Source organism: Streptomyces odonnellii (assembly GCF_000981895.1).
Classification (GTDB): domain Bacteria; phylum Actinomycetota; class Actinomycetes; order Streptomycetales; family Streptomycetaceae; genus Streptomyces; species Streptomyces odonnellii.
This window is the reverse complement of the sequence record NZ_LATD01000138.1, coordinates 16,561-33,500: the sequence shown is the minus strand read 5'-3', so window position 1 is coordinate 33,500 and position 16,940 is coordinate 16,561. Positions and strand designations below refer to the sequence as shown.

Sequence of the window (16,940 nt, the reverse complement as noted above, 5' to 3'; positions counted from 1 at the left end):
GCTCGCCGTTCTCCGCCTGCCGGTCTCGTTCGCCCGCCCCATGGAATCCCCCGCACGGCTGACGTGTCCCAAAACACCACGCGGGCTCCGTTACGCGGCCGTAAGCTCACGTACATGCAGGTCATCCAGTCGACGAAGCTCGCAAACGTCTGTTACGAGATCCGGGGCCCCGTCCTCGACGAGGCGACGCGGATGGAGGCGGCGGGCCAGCGTATCCTCAAGCTCAACACCGGCAATCCGGCCGCCTTCGGCTTCGAGTGCCCGCCCGAGATCCTCGAAGACGTCCTGCGCAACCTCGGCGACGCACACGGCTACGGCGACGCGAAGGGGCTGCTCTCCGCCCGGCGCGCGGTGATGCAGCACTACCAGACCAAGGGCATCGAGCTGGACGTCGAGGACGTCTATCTCGGCAACGGTGTCTCCGAGCTGATCCAGATGTCGATGCAGGCGCTGCTCGACGACGGCGACGAGGTGCTCGTACCGGCCCCCGACTACCCCCTCTGGACCGCCTCCGTCTCCCTCGCCGGAGGCACGGCCGTGCACTACCGCTGCGACGAGCAGGCCGACTGGATGCCGGACCTCGCCGACATCGAGCGGAAGATCACCGACCGCACCAAGGCGCTCGTGATCATCAATCCGAACAACCCCACCGGCGCGGTGTACGGCGACGAGATGCTCACCGCCCTCACCGAGATCGCCCGCCGCCACCATCTCGTCGTCTGCTCCGACGAGATCTACGACCGGATCCTGTACGACGGCGCCACCCACACCCCCACCGCCGCCGTCGCCCCCGATCTGCTGACCCTCACCTTCAACGGGCTCTCGAAAAACTACCGGGTGGCCGGTTTCCGCTCCGGCTGGCTGGCGGTCTGCGGCCCCAAGGCGCATGCCGCCTCGTACATCGAGGGGCTGACGATCCTGGCGAACATGCGGCTGTGCGCCAATATGCCGTCCCAGCACGCGGTCGCCACCGCGCTCGGCGGCCGGCAGTCGATCCAGGAACTGGTGCTGCCCGGGGGCAGGATCCTGGAGCAGCGGAACACCGCGTACGAGCTGCTCACCCGGATCCCCGGCGTGACCTGCGTGAAGCCCAAGGGCGCGCTGTATCTCTTCCCGCGGCTCGATCCGAAGGTCTTCAAGATCAAGGACGACCGGCAGATGGTGCTCGATCTGCTGCGGGCCGAGCGGATCATGGTGGTGCACGGTACGGGGTTCAACTGGCCGGAGCCGGACCACTTCCGGATCGTCACCCTGCCCGCCGTCCAGGACCTCACGGACGCGGTGACCCGGATCGGGAACTTCCTGGACGGGTACGCGCAGCCGTAGCGCCGGCGCGTACGGGCGTACGCCACCGGCCCGTACAGCGCGTACGGCCGTACCCCTGTCCGCATACCGGAAGCTTCCGGACCGCGCTCAACTTTAGACTGAATCCAAGGTAGGATGGTCTCCTGACGATGCCAGGAGGCCATCCTCATGTACGAGCCGATCCGCGCGAAGTCGGTCCACACGATGGCCGATCGCGCCGACTTCCCACACCGCAGCCGCGAGGAAGAGCTGAACATCCAGCTCGCGGGACATCTCTCCGCGCTGCTCACCGTCACCGACGAGCTGGGTCTCGAAGAGCCCGCCGAGTGCATCGCCCGGCAGATCGTACGGCTGCGCGGCACCCCGCCGGCCCGCCATGCCGCGCTCACCGACGCCGACCCGGTCGCGCTGCACCGTCGCGCCCTCGCCCTCGCGGGCCGTGCGCTGGTGGTGGCCGCCTCGCGCGCCGACACCGCGGCGGCGATCCTCTCGGCCGAGCGCATGGACGCGCACACGGCCGCGCTCAACGAGGCACCGCCCGCCGGCGAGCCCCCGGCCGCCGCCCGGGACCAGCGCCTGCTCGCCGCCCGCTGACGGCGGCGCCCCCGCGATCGGCCGGGGCGCGAGCGGCACCCACGGACCCGACACGAACCCCGCTCGTCCGCGTCATGAACGGTTGCCTCCGGTTCCTTTCCGGGATGGGCACTTCACCCTCCGTACACGCAACTCACCCCGGAATGTGGGTCTCCGCGAGCACCCTTTGGGCGTGAAACGCATCGTGGGAATCATCCTGGCGGTGCTGCTGATCGGCGGCGTGATAACAGCCGTCGTGGCAGGCCGAGAGAGCCAGGTATCAGACACGGCAACGAAGACCGTGCGGGGAGTCATCGGTTCGGAGAAGGCGGAGTTCTTCGCCGACCCCGATGTGATCAAGGCGCTGGACGAGCACGGTTTCACCGTGAAGACGGAGACCTCCGGCTCCTGGGCCATGGAGGAACAGCTCACACTCGAAGAAACCGACTTCGCCTTCCCCTCCTCCACGGCCCCGGCCGACGAACTGGCCAAGAAGTTCAAGGTCCCGGGCACGCCCCTGCGGCCCTTCTACTCGCCGCTGGTGGTCGTCGCCCATCGCGCCGCCGCCCAGGTCCTCGCCGACAACGGCCTCGCCACCCTGGACGGCAAGTCCCGCGGCACCCTGCGGATGGGCCCATATCTCGACGCCGCCGCCGAGCAGCGCACCTGGCAGCAGCTCAAGGGCACGGCCGGCCACGCCGAGCTGACCGGGACGGTCTTCATCACCAGCACCGACCCCATGACCTCCAACTCGGGCGCGCTCTATCTCGCCGCCGCGTCCTTCGTCGCCAACGGCGGCAAGGTCGTCGGCGACAAGAAAGCGGTCGACCAGACGGCTCCGCTGCTCAAGCAGCTCACCGTGGTGCAGGGGTCCCAGCAGCCCAGTTCCGACGCGCCGTTCCGCGATTTCATCAGCGGCGTCGGGAATCCGCTCGTGCTGGTCTACGAGTCGCAGGTCGCCTCGGTGCTGCTGCAGAAGCAGGAGGTCGGCGATCTGGTGGTGCTCTACCCGGACACCACCGTCAACAGCGACCACACGCTCGTACCGTTCAACGAGAACGGCCGGGCGCTCGGCGATCTGCTCACCACCGACAAGCGGCTGCGCGAGCTGGCGGTACGGCACGGCTTCCGCCCGCAGGGGGCCGCGGCCGAGTTCACCGCGGCCACCGCGCCGTACCAGGACTTCCTCAACCAGACGCTGACCGGGGTCCGTCAGGCGCCCGTGCCCACCACCGAGTGGCTGCACGCGATGGCGCAACGGGCCCGGTCGTAGCGGCCGGCCGGCCCGGTCACAGCAGTTGATCTCGTCAAAGCCTCAGGGGGAAACCGAATGTCCACAGAGCAGAGCCCCGGCCCGGCCGGCTCGGAGCTGATCCTCACGCCACCGGAACCCGTCGCCCCGGTCCGAACCGAGCAGGCCGCCGGACTGGTGCCGCTCGACGACTCCGTACGCGAGGAGATGACGCGGCGCGCCACGGAGTACGTCGGCTCGCTCGCCGCGATCGACTCCCGTTCGCCCGAATTCACCACCCGTATCGGCGAGATCGCCAACCTGGGATCGGGTGAGATCCGCAACGCGGCCCAGCAGTCCAACCGGATGCTGGACCGTACGATCCACTCACTGTCCTCCGGCGGCGAGGACGCCCAGTCCCGGGTCTCCAACTCGCTGGTCGAGCTGCGCCGTACGGTCGAGGACCTGGACCCGCGCGACACGCCGGGCAAGGGGGCCCGCCGGTTCCTGTCGAAGCTGCCCGGCGGCAACAAGCTGCGCGATCACGCCGCCAAGTACGCCTCCTCGCAGGGCACCTTGAACAAGATCGTGAGTTCGCTCAGGGGCGGGCAGGACGAACTCCGGCGCGACAACGCCGCGCTGCACACCGAGCGGACGCGCCTGTGGGAGACCATGGGCAAGCTCCAGGAGTACGCGGTGCTCACCTCGGCACTGGACACGGCGGTCGAGGAGCGCATCACCTCGCTCGGGCTCACCGACCCCGCGCAGGCGGACGCGCTCCGCGCCGATGTGCTCTTCCCGGTCCGGCAGAAGCATCAGGACCTGCTCACCCAGCTCGCGGTGTGCGCGCAGGGCTATCTCGCGATGGATGTCGTACGGCGCAACAACGAGGAGCTGATCAAGGGCGTCGACCGCGCCGCGACAACCACGGTCTCGGCACTGCGGATCGCGGTGATGCTCTCGTCGGCGCTGGAGAACCAGCGCAGGGTGACCGAGCAGGTGAATGTGCTGCGCTCGACGACCGAGGACCTGATCCGCGGCAACGCGGAGATGCTCGCCACCCAGAGCGGCGAGATCCAGCGCATAGCGGCGGATCCGGCGGTGGGGGCGGAGACGCTGCGGTCGGCGTTCCAGCAGATCTACCGGACGCTGGACGCGATCGACACGTACAAGATCCAGGCGACGGAGTCGATGGCGTCGACGGTGGAGTCGCTGACGGCTGAACTCCAGAGCGCCAGCACGTATTTGGAGCGGACCCGGTCGGCGGGCGCGCTCGAAGGGGGCCTTCGGTGAGACGGAAACTGACCGGGACGGCCATGGCGGTGGCTCTGCTGGCCGTCGCGGCGTGTACGGGCGGGTCGGGGGGTGACGATGCCGCGAAGGACCCCGGTCCCGGTGCGGACACCTCGTACCACAAGGGCACCCTGCGTGTGCTCGCCTCCAGTGAACTCTCCGACATGCAGGGCGTGCTGGACCAGGCCGAGCAGAAGACCGGGGTGAAGGTACGGCCCACCTGGACCGGCACCCTGGACGCCGCCGAGCTGATCGCGTCCGGCAAGGCCGACGGCAAGTACGACGCGGTGTGGCTGTCCTCCAACGACTATCTGCGGCTCGACCCCGGTGCCGGTGAGCGCATCACCAACGAGACCCCGATCATGTCCTCGCCGGTCGCGCTCGGGGTGAAGGCCGCGACCGTGCAGCGGCTGGGCTGGCAGCCGGACCAGGTCACCTGGTCGCAGGTGCACCAGGCGGTGGTGGCCGGGAAGCTGACGTACGGGATGACCGACCCCGTACGCTCCAACTCCGGTTTCTCCGCGCTGATCTCGGTCGCCTCGGGTCTCTCGGGCGCGCAGTCCGCGCTCACGGACGCCGATGTGAACCGGGCGAAGGGGAAGCTGAAGGAATTTTTCACCGGGCAGAAGCTCACCTCCGGTTCGTCCGGGTGGCTGGCCACGGCGTACACCCGGCGCGGCAGCGTCGACGCGCTCGTGAACTACGAGTCGGTGCTGCTGTCCATGAACCGGGACAGCAATACCGGGCTGACCGTGATCCGCCCCAAGGACGGGGTGGTGACCGCGGACTATCCGTTCACGCTGCTGACCTCGGCGCCGCAGGACGCGCGGGAGTCGGGCCAGGCGCTCACCTCGTATCTGCGTAGCCCGGAGGCGCAGCAGGCGCTCACCGAGCAGACGTTCCGGCGCCCTGTCGTCCCGTCGGTGCGCCCGGCCGCCGGTCTGGCCACGGACAAGCGGCGCGAACTGCCCTTCCCCGGCTCGCGGTCGGTCGCGGACGGGCTGCTCAACTCGTACGAGAACCAGCTCCGGCGTCCGTCCCGCACCGTGTACGTGCTGGACACCTCGGGCTCGATGAAGGGCGAGCGGCTGGCGCGGCTGAAGGACGCGCTGGCAGGGCTGACCGGTACGGACGAGTCGGCGACCGGGGAGCGCTTCCGGGACCGGGAGGAGGTGACGCTGATGCCGTTCGGCTCCGATGTGAAGCAGGTCCGCACGCATACGGTGGATCCGGGGAACCGGGCGGCGGCGCTGGACGGGATACGGGCGGACGCGAAGGGGCTGTCGGCGTCGGGGAACACGGCGATCTACAGCAGCCTGCGGGAGGCGTACTCGCATCTCGGCGGGGGCGGCTCGGACGCGTTCACCTCCATCGTGCTGATGACGGACGGCGAGAACACGGCCGGCTCGAAGGCCGTCGAGTTCGACAGCTTCTACGCGGGGCTGCCCGAGGACGGTCGGGCGACCCCGGTCTTCCCCATCCTGTTCGGTGACTCGGACCGCGCGGAACTGGAACACATCGCGCAGATCACGGGCGGCCGGCTGTTCGACGCGACGGGCGGCCCGGAGTCGCTCGACGGGGCTTTCGAGGAGATCCGTGGCTACCAGTAGGAGCGGCAGATCATTCGGAGCCAGGGCTCTGGGGTACGTCGAGTCCCGCAAGAACCTGGTGGGCAGCGCGGCGGGCGTGGGCGGCCTGGCCCTCACCTTCACCGGGGTGGCGGGCCCGTACTGGCCGGTGGTGGTGGTCGGACTGTACGGCGCGGGCGCGCTGATCGCCCCGCCGGAACGCCCGGACGCCCCGGCCTTCACCAACCCCGCCGAGCAACTGGACGAGCTGCGCGGCGACTTCACCAAGCTCCGCGCCTATCTGGCCGAGGTCGACCTGCCCCCGGCCGCCGCCGGCCGGCTCACCGAGCTGACCGAGGTCCTGGACGCGCTGCTGGAGCCCGGCTGGGTCGCGGACGCGCTGGCGATGGACGCGGAGGGGGTGCACACCCTGTCGCGGGCGATCCGCCAGGATGTCCCGGAGTCGGTGGACACCTTCGTCCGCACCCGCTGGTGGACGCGCCTCCAGCCGGGCACGGAGCCCCCGGAGCGCCATCTCGAACGCCAGCTCACGGTGCTGTACGACGAGGCGCGTGCGCTGGCGACGTCGCTGCGGGAGGCGGAGTCGCGGAGGCAGGAGACGCACACGAGGTATCTGGAGGACCGGCACCGCCCGCAGGGGTCGTGAGGGACAGCGGCACGGGCCCGGGGAGTCGCGGGAGACTTCCCGGGCCCGTGTGCGTGGCCGGCAGACGTCCTTCCGTCTCCACACCGCCTCGCGGGGTTCATTTAACCGTCGGACCGATGCCACTTCCGGCCCCTACGGAGCGGCTCTGACCTGCGGAAACTGGGCCCCTCAAGTGGGCCCAGGGGCCCTGCGGGTGGGCCCGCCACCGTGCCTAGGCTGCTGTCGCTCGGGGGATCGTGGCGCGTGGGCGAGGAGGAGCGATGAGGGGTGCCGACCGGTTTGCTGAGTGGCATGGGCATGCTCAGCACTATGCCCGGAGGCGCGGCGGTCTTCGACGGAGCGACCGGGGGCAGAGCGGGGCCGAGTACGCCGCCATGGTCGGGGTCGTGTCGCTGGTCGTCGCCGCGATCGTCGGACTGAGCGTGCCCAGCGACACCGCGACCGGGCTCAAGACCCAGGTCTGCCGAATACTCCACCCGCTCAGCGGCGCCGACGCCTGCGCCTCCGGCGACTACGCGGGCGGCGGGGACGGAGACGGCGGAGGCGCGGGAGGCGGGGACGACACCTTCACCCCCGACGGCGACGACCCGTTCGAGCCCGCGAGGTGTCTGCTGTCGCAGGACCAGACCAAGGACTCGGTCGTCATCCAGATCGTCTTCATCAAGATCAGCAGCTCGGAGACGGTCAAGCTCCAGCAGTGGTCGGACGGTACGGTCACCCTGGAGCGGGTGCACGACAACGCGGGCGGGGTCTCGGCGAGCATCTCCGCGGGCATTCCGGGCCTCAAGGACTGGGGCGGCAGCGCCAAGCTGAGCGGTACGTACATGGCGGGCAGCGGCAACGGCGGCCAGTGGCTCTTCAACGGGAACAAGACCGGCGACCCCCAGGCGGACCTGGAGGCCAACCTCAAGGACGCGCAGGCGTTCGCCGCGTACCTCAGACAGAACGACGGCTGCCGCTACCAGAGCGGCTACAACCCCGGGGCGAACATGGGGGCTTGCCAACAGGACGCGGCCTCCAAGAAACCCGATCTCGAACCGGAACTGGCGCCGGACGTCGACATCACCAAGACCACCGTCGAGGCATCCGGCAGCGCCAGCTTCGGCGGGAAGTTCAAGGGCAACGGCAAGAGCGGCAAGGACTCCGGGAAGAGCGACGGCCCCAAGGATCTGGGCAAGATCTCGGGCGAGGTCGTCTCCGGCACCATGACCGAGGATGTCGTCGTCATGCGCCACAACTCCGGTATGAACGCCGGGAAGATCACCTTCATCTACACGTTCACCGTGAAGGGCATCGCCGGCGTGGCTGGCCAGGCCACCGGCGAGAGGATGCAGCAGGTGGCCGTCACGTACGACGCCGCCGCCTACGACCAGGAAGAAGCCGACGGGGCCGCACATCACCCGGAAAAACTGGTCATCACCACCAGCCAGGAATCCGGGGGCGGCGGCGGATTCAAGGGCGAGGTGGGCGCCAACGCCGGACCCGTCACCATCGACGTCGGTGGCGGCGGCGGAAGCTACGACACGGAGATTCACACCGAAACCGCCGAGTTGATCCTCGACAACGACGCCGACAGCACCACCGTCGAGGACTGGCTGCGCGGCCGGGGCGGCGACCCCGCGAAGAACCCGCTGCCCTCGCCGTCCGACGCCGCCGAGGCACCGGACGACGACGCCAGCCCCCTGGAACGTCTCCTCCACGACAAGGGAAAGCTCAGCAAGCTCGACTACAAGGCCAACACCGACTGGTGGAACGCCTCACTCGGCATCGGATACGGCGTCTCCGCCGGGCAGTTCTCCCTCGGTTTCAAGCTCTTCGGCATCGAGATCACCCACGAGAACAAGAACCAGACCATCACCGGCGACCCCACCTACGCCACCGGCCCCACCAGCGGCGGCACCCGCCCCTGGGTCGAATGGAAGAACTGCACCCAGACCAAGCCCATCCCCACCTGATCAGCGCTCAGCCGGTCCGCGGGCGGGTTCTCAGAGCGTGGTCGAGCGTCTCCAGGGTCCAGGCCCAGGAGGCCTCGGCCTCGCGCGGAGTGTGGCTGAAGCCGCCCGCGGTCTCCAGGCTCACATAGCCGTGGAAGGTGCTGTGCAGGAAGCGGACCGCGTCCGTCTCGTCGGGTTCCGGCAGGTCGTAGCCGCGCAGGATCGCGCGGGTCATCCGGGAGTGTCTGGGCGCGGCGCTGTTGAGGGCCGCCTCGGCGTCCAGTTCGAACTGGCCCGCAGCGTAGCGCCCGGGGTGCTTCTTGGCGTAGTCGCGGTACGCGTTGGCGAACGCCACCAGGGCGTCCTTGCCCGAGCGGCCGGCCAGGGCGGTGGCCGCCGCGTCGGCCAGTTCCTCCAGGGCCAGCAGGGCCACCCGTACCTTCAGCTCCCGCGCGTTGCGGATGTGCGCGTACAGGCTCGGGTCCTTGACGCCGAGCCTGCGCGCGACCGCGGACACCGTCAGGTTGTCGAAGCCGATCTCGTCGGCCAGCTCCGCCGCGGTCCGGGTGAGCAGTTCCGGGGTGATGCCCGTGCGCGCCATGTCCTGCCTAATTGAATAAGTCGTTTGCCTAAATATATTAGTCTAGCTAGCCTCGGGAGGCATGAGACACCTTACTGAGACCGATATCCGCACGTCGTTCGTCAACTGCTCCAAGGGCGAGGCCGGCCGGCTGGGCCTGCCCAGGGGCCTGGAGGAGTGCCCATGGGACGATCTCGACTTTCTGGGCTGGCGGGATCCGGGGGCTCCTGAGCGGGCCTATCTGGTCGCCGAGCACGATGGTCGCCTGCTGGGCCTCGCGCTGCGGGCGGCGAGCGGGGCCGCGCGCGGCTTCACCGCGCGCAGCATGTGTTCGGTGTGCGTGACGACCCACACCGGCGGCGGGGTGGCGCTCATGACCGCCCGCCGCACCGGCGAGGCGGGCCGCCAGGGCAACACCGTCGGCCAGTACCTCTGCGCCGATCTGGCCTGCTCCCTCTATGTCCGGGGCAAGCAGAGGACGGCCGCCGGAAGGGGCTTCGACGAGACCCTGACCCTGGACGAGAAGATCGCCCGCACCCGCAGAAATCTGACGGCCTTCATCACCATGGTCACCGCCCCGATCTAGGTTTGGTGGGGACGCCGATGCCCGCGGGCACGAGCGCGTGGGTGACGGGCGTCCTTTCGCGAGGGGGTTGGGTATGAAGCGCCGGTTCCGAAGAACGATGCTTCGAATAATGGGGATGAGCCTGTTCGTATCCATGGGCCTGGCGGCTCCGGTGGCGACGGCGGCGGAGAGCGGAGCGGCAGGGCACGCGGTACGGGGAGTGAGCGCGGTCGCGGCCCCTGCCGGGGCGGTCGCGGCTCCTGTCGGCGCGGTCGCCGAAACGGGCTCGTTCGCCGAGTCCGAGCTGTGGGACTCGACCGATGCCGACGCGTACGCCAGTTTCCATGTGCAGGGTCTGGCGGTCGTCCCCGCCGGGCTCGTGCCGCCCGCGGGGAACGGCCAGGCGCTGCCCGACGACGTGGTGCTCACGTTCACCGAGGGCCGGTTCGTCGTCGGCGACGGCGGGGAGAAGGATCTCCTGGTACGCCGCAGCACGGACGGCGGGCGCACCTGGTCGGCGAGCGTGCCCGTGGTTCCGAGGCAGACGGGCCAGAGCTGGGGCAATCCGACGCCGGTGGTGGACGAGCGGACGGGCCGGGTCTGTCTCTTCTACAAGGGATCCGGCGGAACCGTCTTCGTCAGACGAAGCGACGACGCCGGGGCCAGTTGGTCGGCCCCCGAGGATCTGACCCCGTTGTTCGCCTCCAACCCGCACGGCTGGACGCTCAACAGCCCGGTCCCCGGCCATGGAATACAGCTACGGAACGGCCGGCTGCTGATGCCCGTCCAGCACCGCGCCCCCGACCCCGACCGCAATTACGGGGTCGAGATGCTGTACAGCGACGCCCATGGCGATCCCGGTTCCTGGCGGCGGAGCGCCGGGATACCGATGTCCGTCGCGTACCCGGTCAATGAGAGCCGCGTCTTCGAACGCGGCGACGGCGCGGTCGTCCTCAGCGGCCGGTGGGGCTCGGGCGGCACCCGCTACCGCATCACCGCGACCAGCACGGACGGTGGCACGAGCTGGTCCGCGCCCGCGATCGACGGCTCGACCGGGCAGTTCGTCTCGGTGGACGCCAGTGTGCTCCAGTACAGTCGCGGCCCGGTCGACCGGGTGCTGTTCAGCGGGCCCGACGCCTCGGCCCGGGAGAACATGACCGTCTCGGTCTCGTACGACGGAGGGGCGAGCTACCGGTACAGCCGGGTGATCAACCCGGGCACGTCCTACTACTCCGACCTCGCCCGGCTGTCCGACGGCACGATCCTGTTGGTCTACGGCCGTGACGGCGACGACGCCGGCTTTCCCGAGCGCGTCTCGATCGCCCGGTTCGACCTGGAATGGCTGACCCAGGGGCGGGACAGCCTGGCCACCGGTCCCGGGCTCTCCCTCCAGACGTACGAACTGGCCACCGCGGAAGCCCGTACCGGGACGGGTGCGGCGGCGCCGGTCGTGTCCGACGCCAACGCGCGGGGCGGCAGGACGCTGCGCTACCCGGCTCCTGCGGCGGGCGGCCATGTCGACGTCCCGTTCGACGTGGCGGCGGCGGGCGGCTACGAGGTGGCCGTCCGGCTGCACCGCGGGGCCGACCGGGGACGGATACGCGCGAGTGTCGACGGCACAGCACTCGATCAGGGACTGGTCGATCCGACGATGACGGTGGGTGACGGCTATCAGCTCTACCGGCTGGGAACGGTCCCGCTGGCGGCCGGACGGCACTCGATCCGGTTCGCCCTGGCCGGCCAGGGGCGCGGCGGCGGCAGCGTCATCGCCGCCGACCAGCTCTTCCTGACCTCGGGCGGGAGCCCCGCGGACCCCCCTAAGGCCGTCGCGGACAATGACTTCGTCGCCGGTTTCGAGGTGGTGTCGGGGAGCTGGACCCGGGTGGAGAAGGCCGCCGGGGAGTACGGGCAGAGCCACCGCACACATGCCGCGGGGACCGGCACCGCCACCGCGCGGTTCCGGCCGGATGTGCCGATGAGCGGCGTGTACGAGGTCTCCGCCTGGTACCCGCCCGGGACGGGCCGGGCGTCCAACGCCTCCTATGTGATCCGCCATGCCGAAGGCCAGGAGACGGTCGAGGTGGATCAGCGGTCCGGCGGTGGACGGTGGGTACGGCTCGGTGAGTACGCGTTCACCGCCGGCGGCGGGGGCACGATCGAGCTCTCGGACGCCGCAGACGGGCAGGTCGCCGCCGACGCGATCCGCCTCGCCCACCGGGGCACCGTCGCGGACAACGACTCGGCCGCGTACGAAACCGTGTCCGGGGAGTGGAACAACGCGAGCGGGACCCCCGGGTACTACGGCTCGAACTACCGGACCAGTCCCTCGGGTACCGGAAGCGCTGTCGTGCGCTGGCGGCTGGACGTAACGGCCGACGGAACGTACGACGTGGCCGTCTGGTACACGGCACACACCAACCGCGCCTCCAACGCGCCCTACGTCGTCAACCATGCCCAGGGCTCCACCACCGTGCGCGTCGACCAGCGCGAGCGTGGAGGCCAGTGGGTCTCACTGGGCAGCTACCCGTTCACCGCCGGCCGGCCGGCCACCGTCGAACTCTCCGACGCCGCCGACGGTTATGTCGTCGCCGACGCCGTACGCACGACCTACCACGGTCTCGTCGCCGACAACGACGATGCCTCGCACTACGAAGTGGTGTCGGGCACATGGAACAACGCGACGGGGACCGCCGGGTATTACGGTCCGAACTACCGGACCAGTCCCTCGGGTACCGGAAGCGCGGTCGTGCGTTGGCTGCTGGACGTACCGGTGAGCGGAAGGTACGACGTGGCCGTCTGGTACACGGCACACACCAACCGCGCCTCCAACGCGCCGTACGTCATCAGCCATGCCGCCGAGGACCCCACCACCGTGCGCGTCGACCAGCGTCGGCGTGGCGGGCAGTGGGTGTCGCTGGGCACCTTCTCGTTCACGGCGGGCAGGCCGGCCACCGTCGAACTCTCCGACGCCGCCGACGGATATGTCGTCGCCGACGCCGTACGGCTCATCCGATAGCGGACCGGCGAAACGGTGCGGCCGTCCTGCCGGAAAGAATCCGGCAGGACGGCCGTTTCTCCCAGGAACCGCCCCGTCAGTTCTCCACCCACATCGCGCGTCTGAAGCTGTCGTGGTCCTCCAGGAGGCCCGCTTCGCGCTCCGGAGTGCGGACGATCGTGCCGCCGCCGTTCTCCAGCATCACGATCGAGGAAATCAGCAGCCCCTTGATCAGGCCGAGCAGCACGAGATGACGGGTGGAGCAGTACCTGTCGTACAGGCCCTGGGTGAACGTCTGAAACGTCGCCATGTCGACGTCGCAGCCGCCGCGCTCGTTGGGCGTCAGGCCCGTGGGAAGTCCCAGCAGCTCACCGGCGCCCTGCGCGAGCGACACATACAGCTTCCCCACTTTGAGCGCCGGATCCCAGATGGTCCTGGTTCTGCCGGCCGTCTCGAATTCGTAGCTCAGTGGTCCCACCTCACTCTGATGTCCTCGTCCGGGTACTTCTCTCGCAGTTTCTGCACCCGGGCCTCGACCGCTCCCCTGAACCGCGGCTCGATGTTCTCGTGCGTATAGCGGAATCCGATCGGGGCGTTCGCGTAACAGCACTGTGGGAGGTGCTGACGAGCCCGCAGATATTTCTCGAACTTGCCGTCGATGTTCTTGATGATCCAGTCGTCGTCCGCGTAGAACGTGTCCTTCAGCTCCCAGAGCACATCGTCCTCGAACAGGTCGATGTCGGTTATCTTATTGCCGGTCACGGGGTCGTAGACATCGAATTGCTCCACCCCTTCCAGGCAGCCCCTTCCGACCATGGCCGCCTTCTGGGTGACCGTCCTGGACGTCGTGCCGGAGAGGGCTTTGCAGCCGCGCTTGAGCAGCTTCAGGGCGTCGAAGGCCCTGTCCAGGGACTTGAGCTTGGCTCCGATGAGGACGTCCACCGCGAGGCTGCTGCAGTGCTCGAAGTCCTTCTCCTCAAGGCACGCTTCGAGCTGGCCGAGGCCCGTGAGCTCCGCGGTGATGCCCCAGAGCTGCTCCATGGCGTCACCGAACTCGTCGCCCATCGAGAGGATGTCGCACTTGACCTCGTTGTGCTGGCACCAGCGGACAAAGCCCTGGGGATCGCAGGGGATGAATGCCTGGCCGCAGCGGTACATGGCACGGGCGCGGGCGCCGGGGTCGTTCATCGCCTTCTCCTTCGCCGCGACCGCCGCCCTGCGCCGTGCCTCTTCCTCCTCCCGCTGCTTGGTGACCGCGATGGTGAACGCCTCGGTGGCCGCCTTGAGGGCGTCCTCCGCGTCCTTGCCCGCGGCGATGGCCGATCGCCGCGCCTGCTCGGCGGAGACCCACGCGCCGGCCGCCGACACCTGGGCCGTCTCCGAGGAGAGGGTGGCGTCGGCCGCCGACCTGGCCGCGTCCTCGGCGGAGACATTGGCCCGGTTCGCCGCGTCGCGTGCGGTCGCGGCGGAAGCGGCGGCGCTGGCTGCCGACGCCTCGGCGTCCTTGGCGTGCTGGGCCGCCTGGTCGGCGTAGCCCTCGGCCTCGGCCGCCGAGGCGTTGGCCTTCTGTGCCCACGCGTCGGCTTCGGCCGCCGCCTTGCGGGCGGTGGCGGCGACCTTCTGCGCGGTCGCGGCGTTCTGCTGCGCGGTGGCCGCGACCTTCGCCGCGTCCGCGATCAGCTTCTGCACCTGCGCCACATGGGTGGCGGCGAGCTGGTCCTTGCGCTGTGCCGTGTACTGGCCGGAGGCTATGAAGGCGTGCAGCGTCTGCGGGGAACCCTCCAGAGCGATCCGGGCCGCGGACTTCACCTCGGGCCCGCCGGTGGAGACCAGTTGGGCCGCCCTGACCCGCTCGTCCTGCGTCCGCGCGGTGAACTGGGTCCTGACCAGGAACTCGCTGTACTTCTTGGGATCACCGGTGTTCAGGGCATTCCTGCCCGCCTCGGTGAGGATCGGCCCGGCGCCGGAGACGGCCTGTGCGATGGCGACCCGCATGCTCTCGGACGCGACCTGGTACTGGCCGTTGTCGACGAACCCGGTGATGGTGGCGGCGTCACCGTCGAGGGCGGCCTCGGCGGCGTCGCGTACCTCCTTGACCTCGCTCTCCTCGGCGAGGCGCTCGACATAGGAGCGGTCGTCCTGCTCCTCGGCCGTCCGCCAGCCGTTGCGCAGGTAGTCGACGACGACCTCGTCGGGGCCGCCCAGGGCGGCCTCGGCAGCGGCGCGCCCCCATGCCGTGCCGTTCTTCATCGCCAGTACGGCCAGCTCGCGGCCCTGGCCGGCGACGGCCCCGAGGTCTGCACCTGGCTCGGCGGCCTCGGCCACCAGCCGGTTCCGCTCGGCGTCCCGGTCCCTGACCGCCTGCTCCAGCTCGGCCAGCCCGGCCGTCCTGGCGGTGTCGGCCGCCTTCTGGTCCTTGGCACGCTCGATACCGGCGTTGGTACGGCCCAGCAGTTCCTCGGCCTCCACCTCGCGGGCGAGCGTATGGATCCGCTGCGCCTCGGTCACGGCGCTGGTCGCCGCGTTCGCGGCCTCGGTGGCCGCGTTGGCGTGCGCGGTGGATCTGGCGGCGGCCGTGGCGGCGTCGCCCGCGTGCTCGGCCGCCTCGTCGGCCGCGTCGGCGGCGTTGTTCGCGTGCGTCGCGGCGGAGCGCGCCGCGTCCCTCGCTTCGCCCGCCGCCGTCGCGGCTTTGCGGGCCAGTGCCTCGGCGGCCGACGCGGCGCGGTCGGCCTCCTGGGCGTGACGCTTGGTGGCCGCGGCGGCGGCACGGGCCTCGGCGGCGGCGGCGCTGGACTGGCCCGCGTAGTCGCTCGCCTCGATCGCGGCATCGGCGGCGAGGATCGAGTTGGCTCCCGCCCCGGCGGCCGAGCGTGCCGCGTCCCCGGCGGCGGTGGCCGCCTTGGACGCCTGGTCCGCGGCATCGGCGGCGAGGTTGGCACCCTTGGCGGCGTTACGGGCGTTCACCGCGGCCGTACGGGCGGCATCCGCGTTCCCCGCGTCCACTGCCGCGTCGGCGGCCGCGTTGCGAGCGCGGGACGCCGCCTGGGCGGCACCGGCCGCGGCGGCGGCGGCCTGCGAGGCGGCGTTCGCGGCGACGCGCGCCGAGTTGTTGGCCGCCTGGGCGGCGCTGATCGCCTGCTGCGCGGCGGCGGCGGCCTGGGACGCTGCCGTGGCGGCGCGGCCCGCGGCGCGCGCGGCCGTGGCGGTGTCGTCCTTGGCGGCCTCGGCCTCGGAAGCGGCCCTCAGCGCGGCTTCCTTGGCGAGCTTCGCCGCCTCGACCGCCTTGGCCGACTCCGCCTTGGCGGACTCGGTCTCCTTGGCGGCCTGCCGGCCCGCCTCCTTCGCCTGCTCCGCGAGCTGGGCGACGGTGGCGTGCTCCTGGTCCTTGTCGCGCGCGACGAACTGGCCGACCTCCAGGAACTCCCGGATGTCCACGGCACCGCCGTTCAGCGCGATGCGCCCGGCCGCCCTCACATTGGGTCCGCCCACGCTGATGACCTGGACGAGCTGGACCCGCTCGTCCCGCTCACGCTCGATGTACTGGCCCTCGCGGAGGAACTTCCGTACGTCCTCCGCCGTGCCGTTGAGCGCGGCCCGCCCGGCGTCCTGGACGACGGGGCCGCCCGCGTCGACGATCTGGGCCACCCGGACGCGGTTGTCCTGCTCCAGCGGCTCCTCCCAGCCGTCGTCCAGGAAGTCCGCCAACGCGTACGGAGTCCCGGCCAGCGCCTCCCGGGCCGCCGCCATCAGCTCCGTACCGCCGACACTGGCGAGCTGGGCGGCGCTCACCCGCTCGTCCTGGAAGGACAGGTCGTCCACGGTCGCGAGGAACACCTGCACATCGGCGTCGCTGCCGGTCAGGGCCGCCTCGGCGGCCGCCTTGACGCCGGGACCGCCCTCCGCCCAGTAGTCGACGACCAGGCCGCGGTCCGTGGGGGCCGCGTCCGCCAGGGCGGCGATCGGCCCGGCGTCCGACGGGAGTTCCCCGGCCGCGGCGGCGGTCGCGGGTCCTCCCAGCAGCCCCACCAGAAGGGCCAGGGGCAACAGGCCCACGGACAGGCCCCGTATCACGCGAGAGGGCCTTCCGGCCCTGCCTCTCCCATGCAGAAGACTTCTCAAAACGCAACCTATTCGCTGAAGTGTCGCATCGCTGGATTATCTCGATGTCATCGGCCGCGGGCTCAAAGCGGATCGGCGCGGATCGGCGCGCGAGGTCCACGCATTACACG

Annotated in this window: 12 protein-coding genes; 9 read left to right on the top strand and 3 right to left on the bottom strand. The window is 70.4% G+C overall.

Annotated features, from left to right (window positions below; genetic code table 11):
* The first annotated feature begins 114 nt into the window (after positions 1-114).
* From WH07_RS14580 to WH07_RS14550, 7 genes are all read left to right on the top strand, one after another.
* Entirely contained in the window at positions 115-1,326 is a 1,212-nt protein-coding gene (locus WH07_RS14580) for a pyridoxal phosphate-dependent aminotransferase (protein ID WP_046500289.1), read from the top strand.
* Positions 1,327-1,473: 147 nt separating this feature from the next.
* Positions 1,474-1,899, top strand: coding sequence for an SCO4983 family protein (locus tag WH07_RS14575; protein WP_046500288.1), 426 nt, complete (start codon positions 1,474-1,476; stop codon positions 1,897-1,899).
* A gap of 145 nt (positions 1,900-2,044) precedes the next feature.
* The gene (locus tag WH07_RS14570; RefSeq protein ID WP_198533805.1) at positions 2,045-3,151 is read left to right on the top strand and encodes a hypothetical protein; all 1,107 of its coding nucleotides are present in this window, start codon (positions 2,045-2,047) and stop codon (positions 3,149-3,151) included.
* Positions 3,152-3,208: 57 nt separating this feature from the next.
* The gene (locus WH07_RS14565; protein WP_046500286.1) at positions 3,209-4,402 is read left to right on the top strand and encodes a toxic anion resistance protein; all 1,194 of its coding nucleotides are present in this window, start codon (positions 3,209-3,211) and stop codon (positions 4,400-4,402) included.
* 23 nt (positions 4,403-4,425) lie between these two features.
* The gene (locus WH07_RS14560; RefSeq protein WP_046500285.1) at positions 4,426-6,012 is read left to right on the top strand and encodes a substrate-binding and vWA domain-containing protein; all 1,587 of its coding nucleotides are present in this window, start codon (positions 4,426-4,428) and stop codon (positions 6,010-6,012) included.
* Positions 5,999-6,637, top strand: a complete 639-nt coding sequence (locus WH07_RS14555; RefSeq protein WP_232788896.1) for a hypothetical protein — start codon at positions 5,999-6,001, stop codon at positions 6,635-6,637. The genes WH07_RS14560 and WH07_RS14555 overlap by 14 nt, the downstream gene beginning before the upstream one ends.
* A 260-nt stretch (positions 6,638-6,897) precedes the next feature.
* The gene (locus WH07_RS14550; protein WP_157877343.1) at positions 6,898-8,592 is read left to right on the top strand and encodes a hypothetical protein; all 1,695 of its coding nucleotides are present in this window, start codon (positions 6,898-6,900) and stop codon (positions 8,590-8,592) included.
* A gap of 7 nt (positions 8,593-8,599) precedes the next feature.
* On the opposite strand, the gene WH07_RS14545 is transcribed toward WH07_RS14550, so the two are convergent.
* Positions 8,600-9,172, bottom strand: a complete 573-nt coding sequence (locus WH07_RS14545; RefSeq protein WP_046500283.1) for a TetR/AcrR family transcriptional regulator — start codon at positions 9,170-9,172, stop codon at positions 8,600-8,602.
* Between the two features lie 61 nt (positions 9,173-9,233).
* On the opposite strand from WH07_RS14545, the gene WH07_RS14540 reads away from it, so the two are divergent.
* Positions 9,234-9,737 carry an FBP domain-containing protein gene (locus tag WH07_RS14540; RefSeq protein ID WP_046500282.1) on the top strand — a complete coding sequence of 168 codons (504 nt, stop codon included), beginning with the start codon at positions 9,234-9,236 and terminating at the stop codon, positions 9,735-9,737.
* Positions 9,738-9,852: 115 nt separating this feature from the next.
* Positions 9,853-12,732, top strand: a complete 2,880-nt coding sequence (locus tag WH07_RS14535; protein WP_157877342.1) for a golvesin C-terminal-like domain-containing protein — start codon at positions 9,853-9,855, stop codon at positions 12,730-12,732.
* Positions 12,733-12,808: 76 nt separating this feature from the next.
* Here the strand turns inward: WH07_RS14535 and WH07_RS14530 are convergent, their stop codons facing one another.
* Together WH07_RS14530 and WH07_RS14525 are read right to left on the bottom strand one after the other, a co-directional pair.
* Positions 12,809-13,189 carry a DUF6086 family protein gene (locus tag WH07_RS14530; protein ID WP_052744384.1) on the bottom strand — a complete coding sequence of 127 codons (381 nt, stop codon included), beginning with the start codon at positions 13,187-13,189 and terminating at the stop codon, positions 12,809-12,811.
* On the bottom strand, positions 13,177-16,764 hold the full coding sequence (locus tag WH07_RS14525; RefSeq protein WP_232788895.1) for an ALF repeat-containing protein: 3,588 nt from the start codon (positions 16,762-16,764) through the stop codon (positions 13,177-13,179). Before WH07_RS14525 ends, WH07_RS14530 begins: the two co-directional genes overlap by 13 nt.
* Positions 16,765-16,940: the final 176 nt, after the last annotated feature.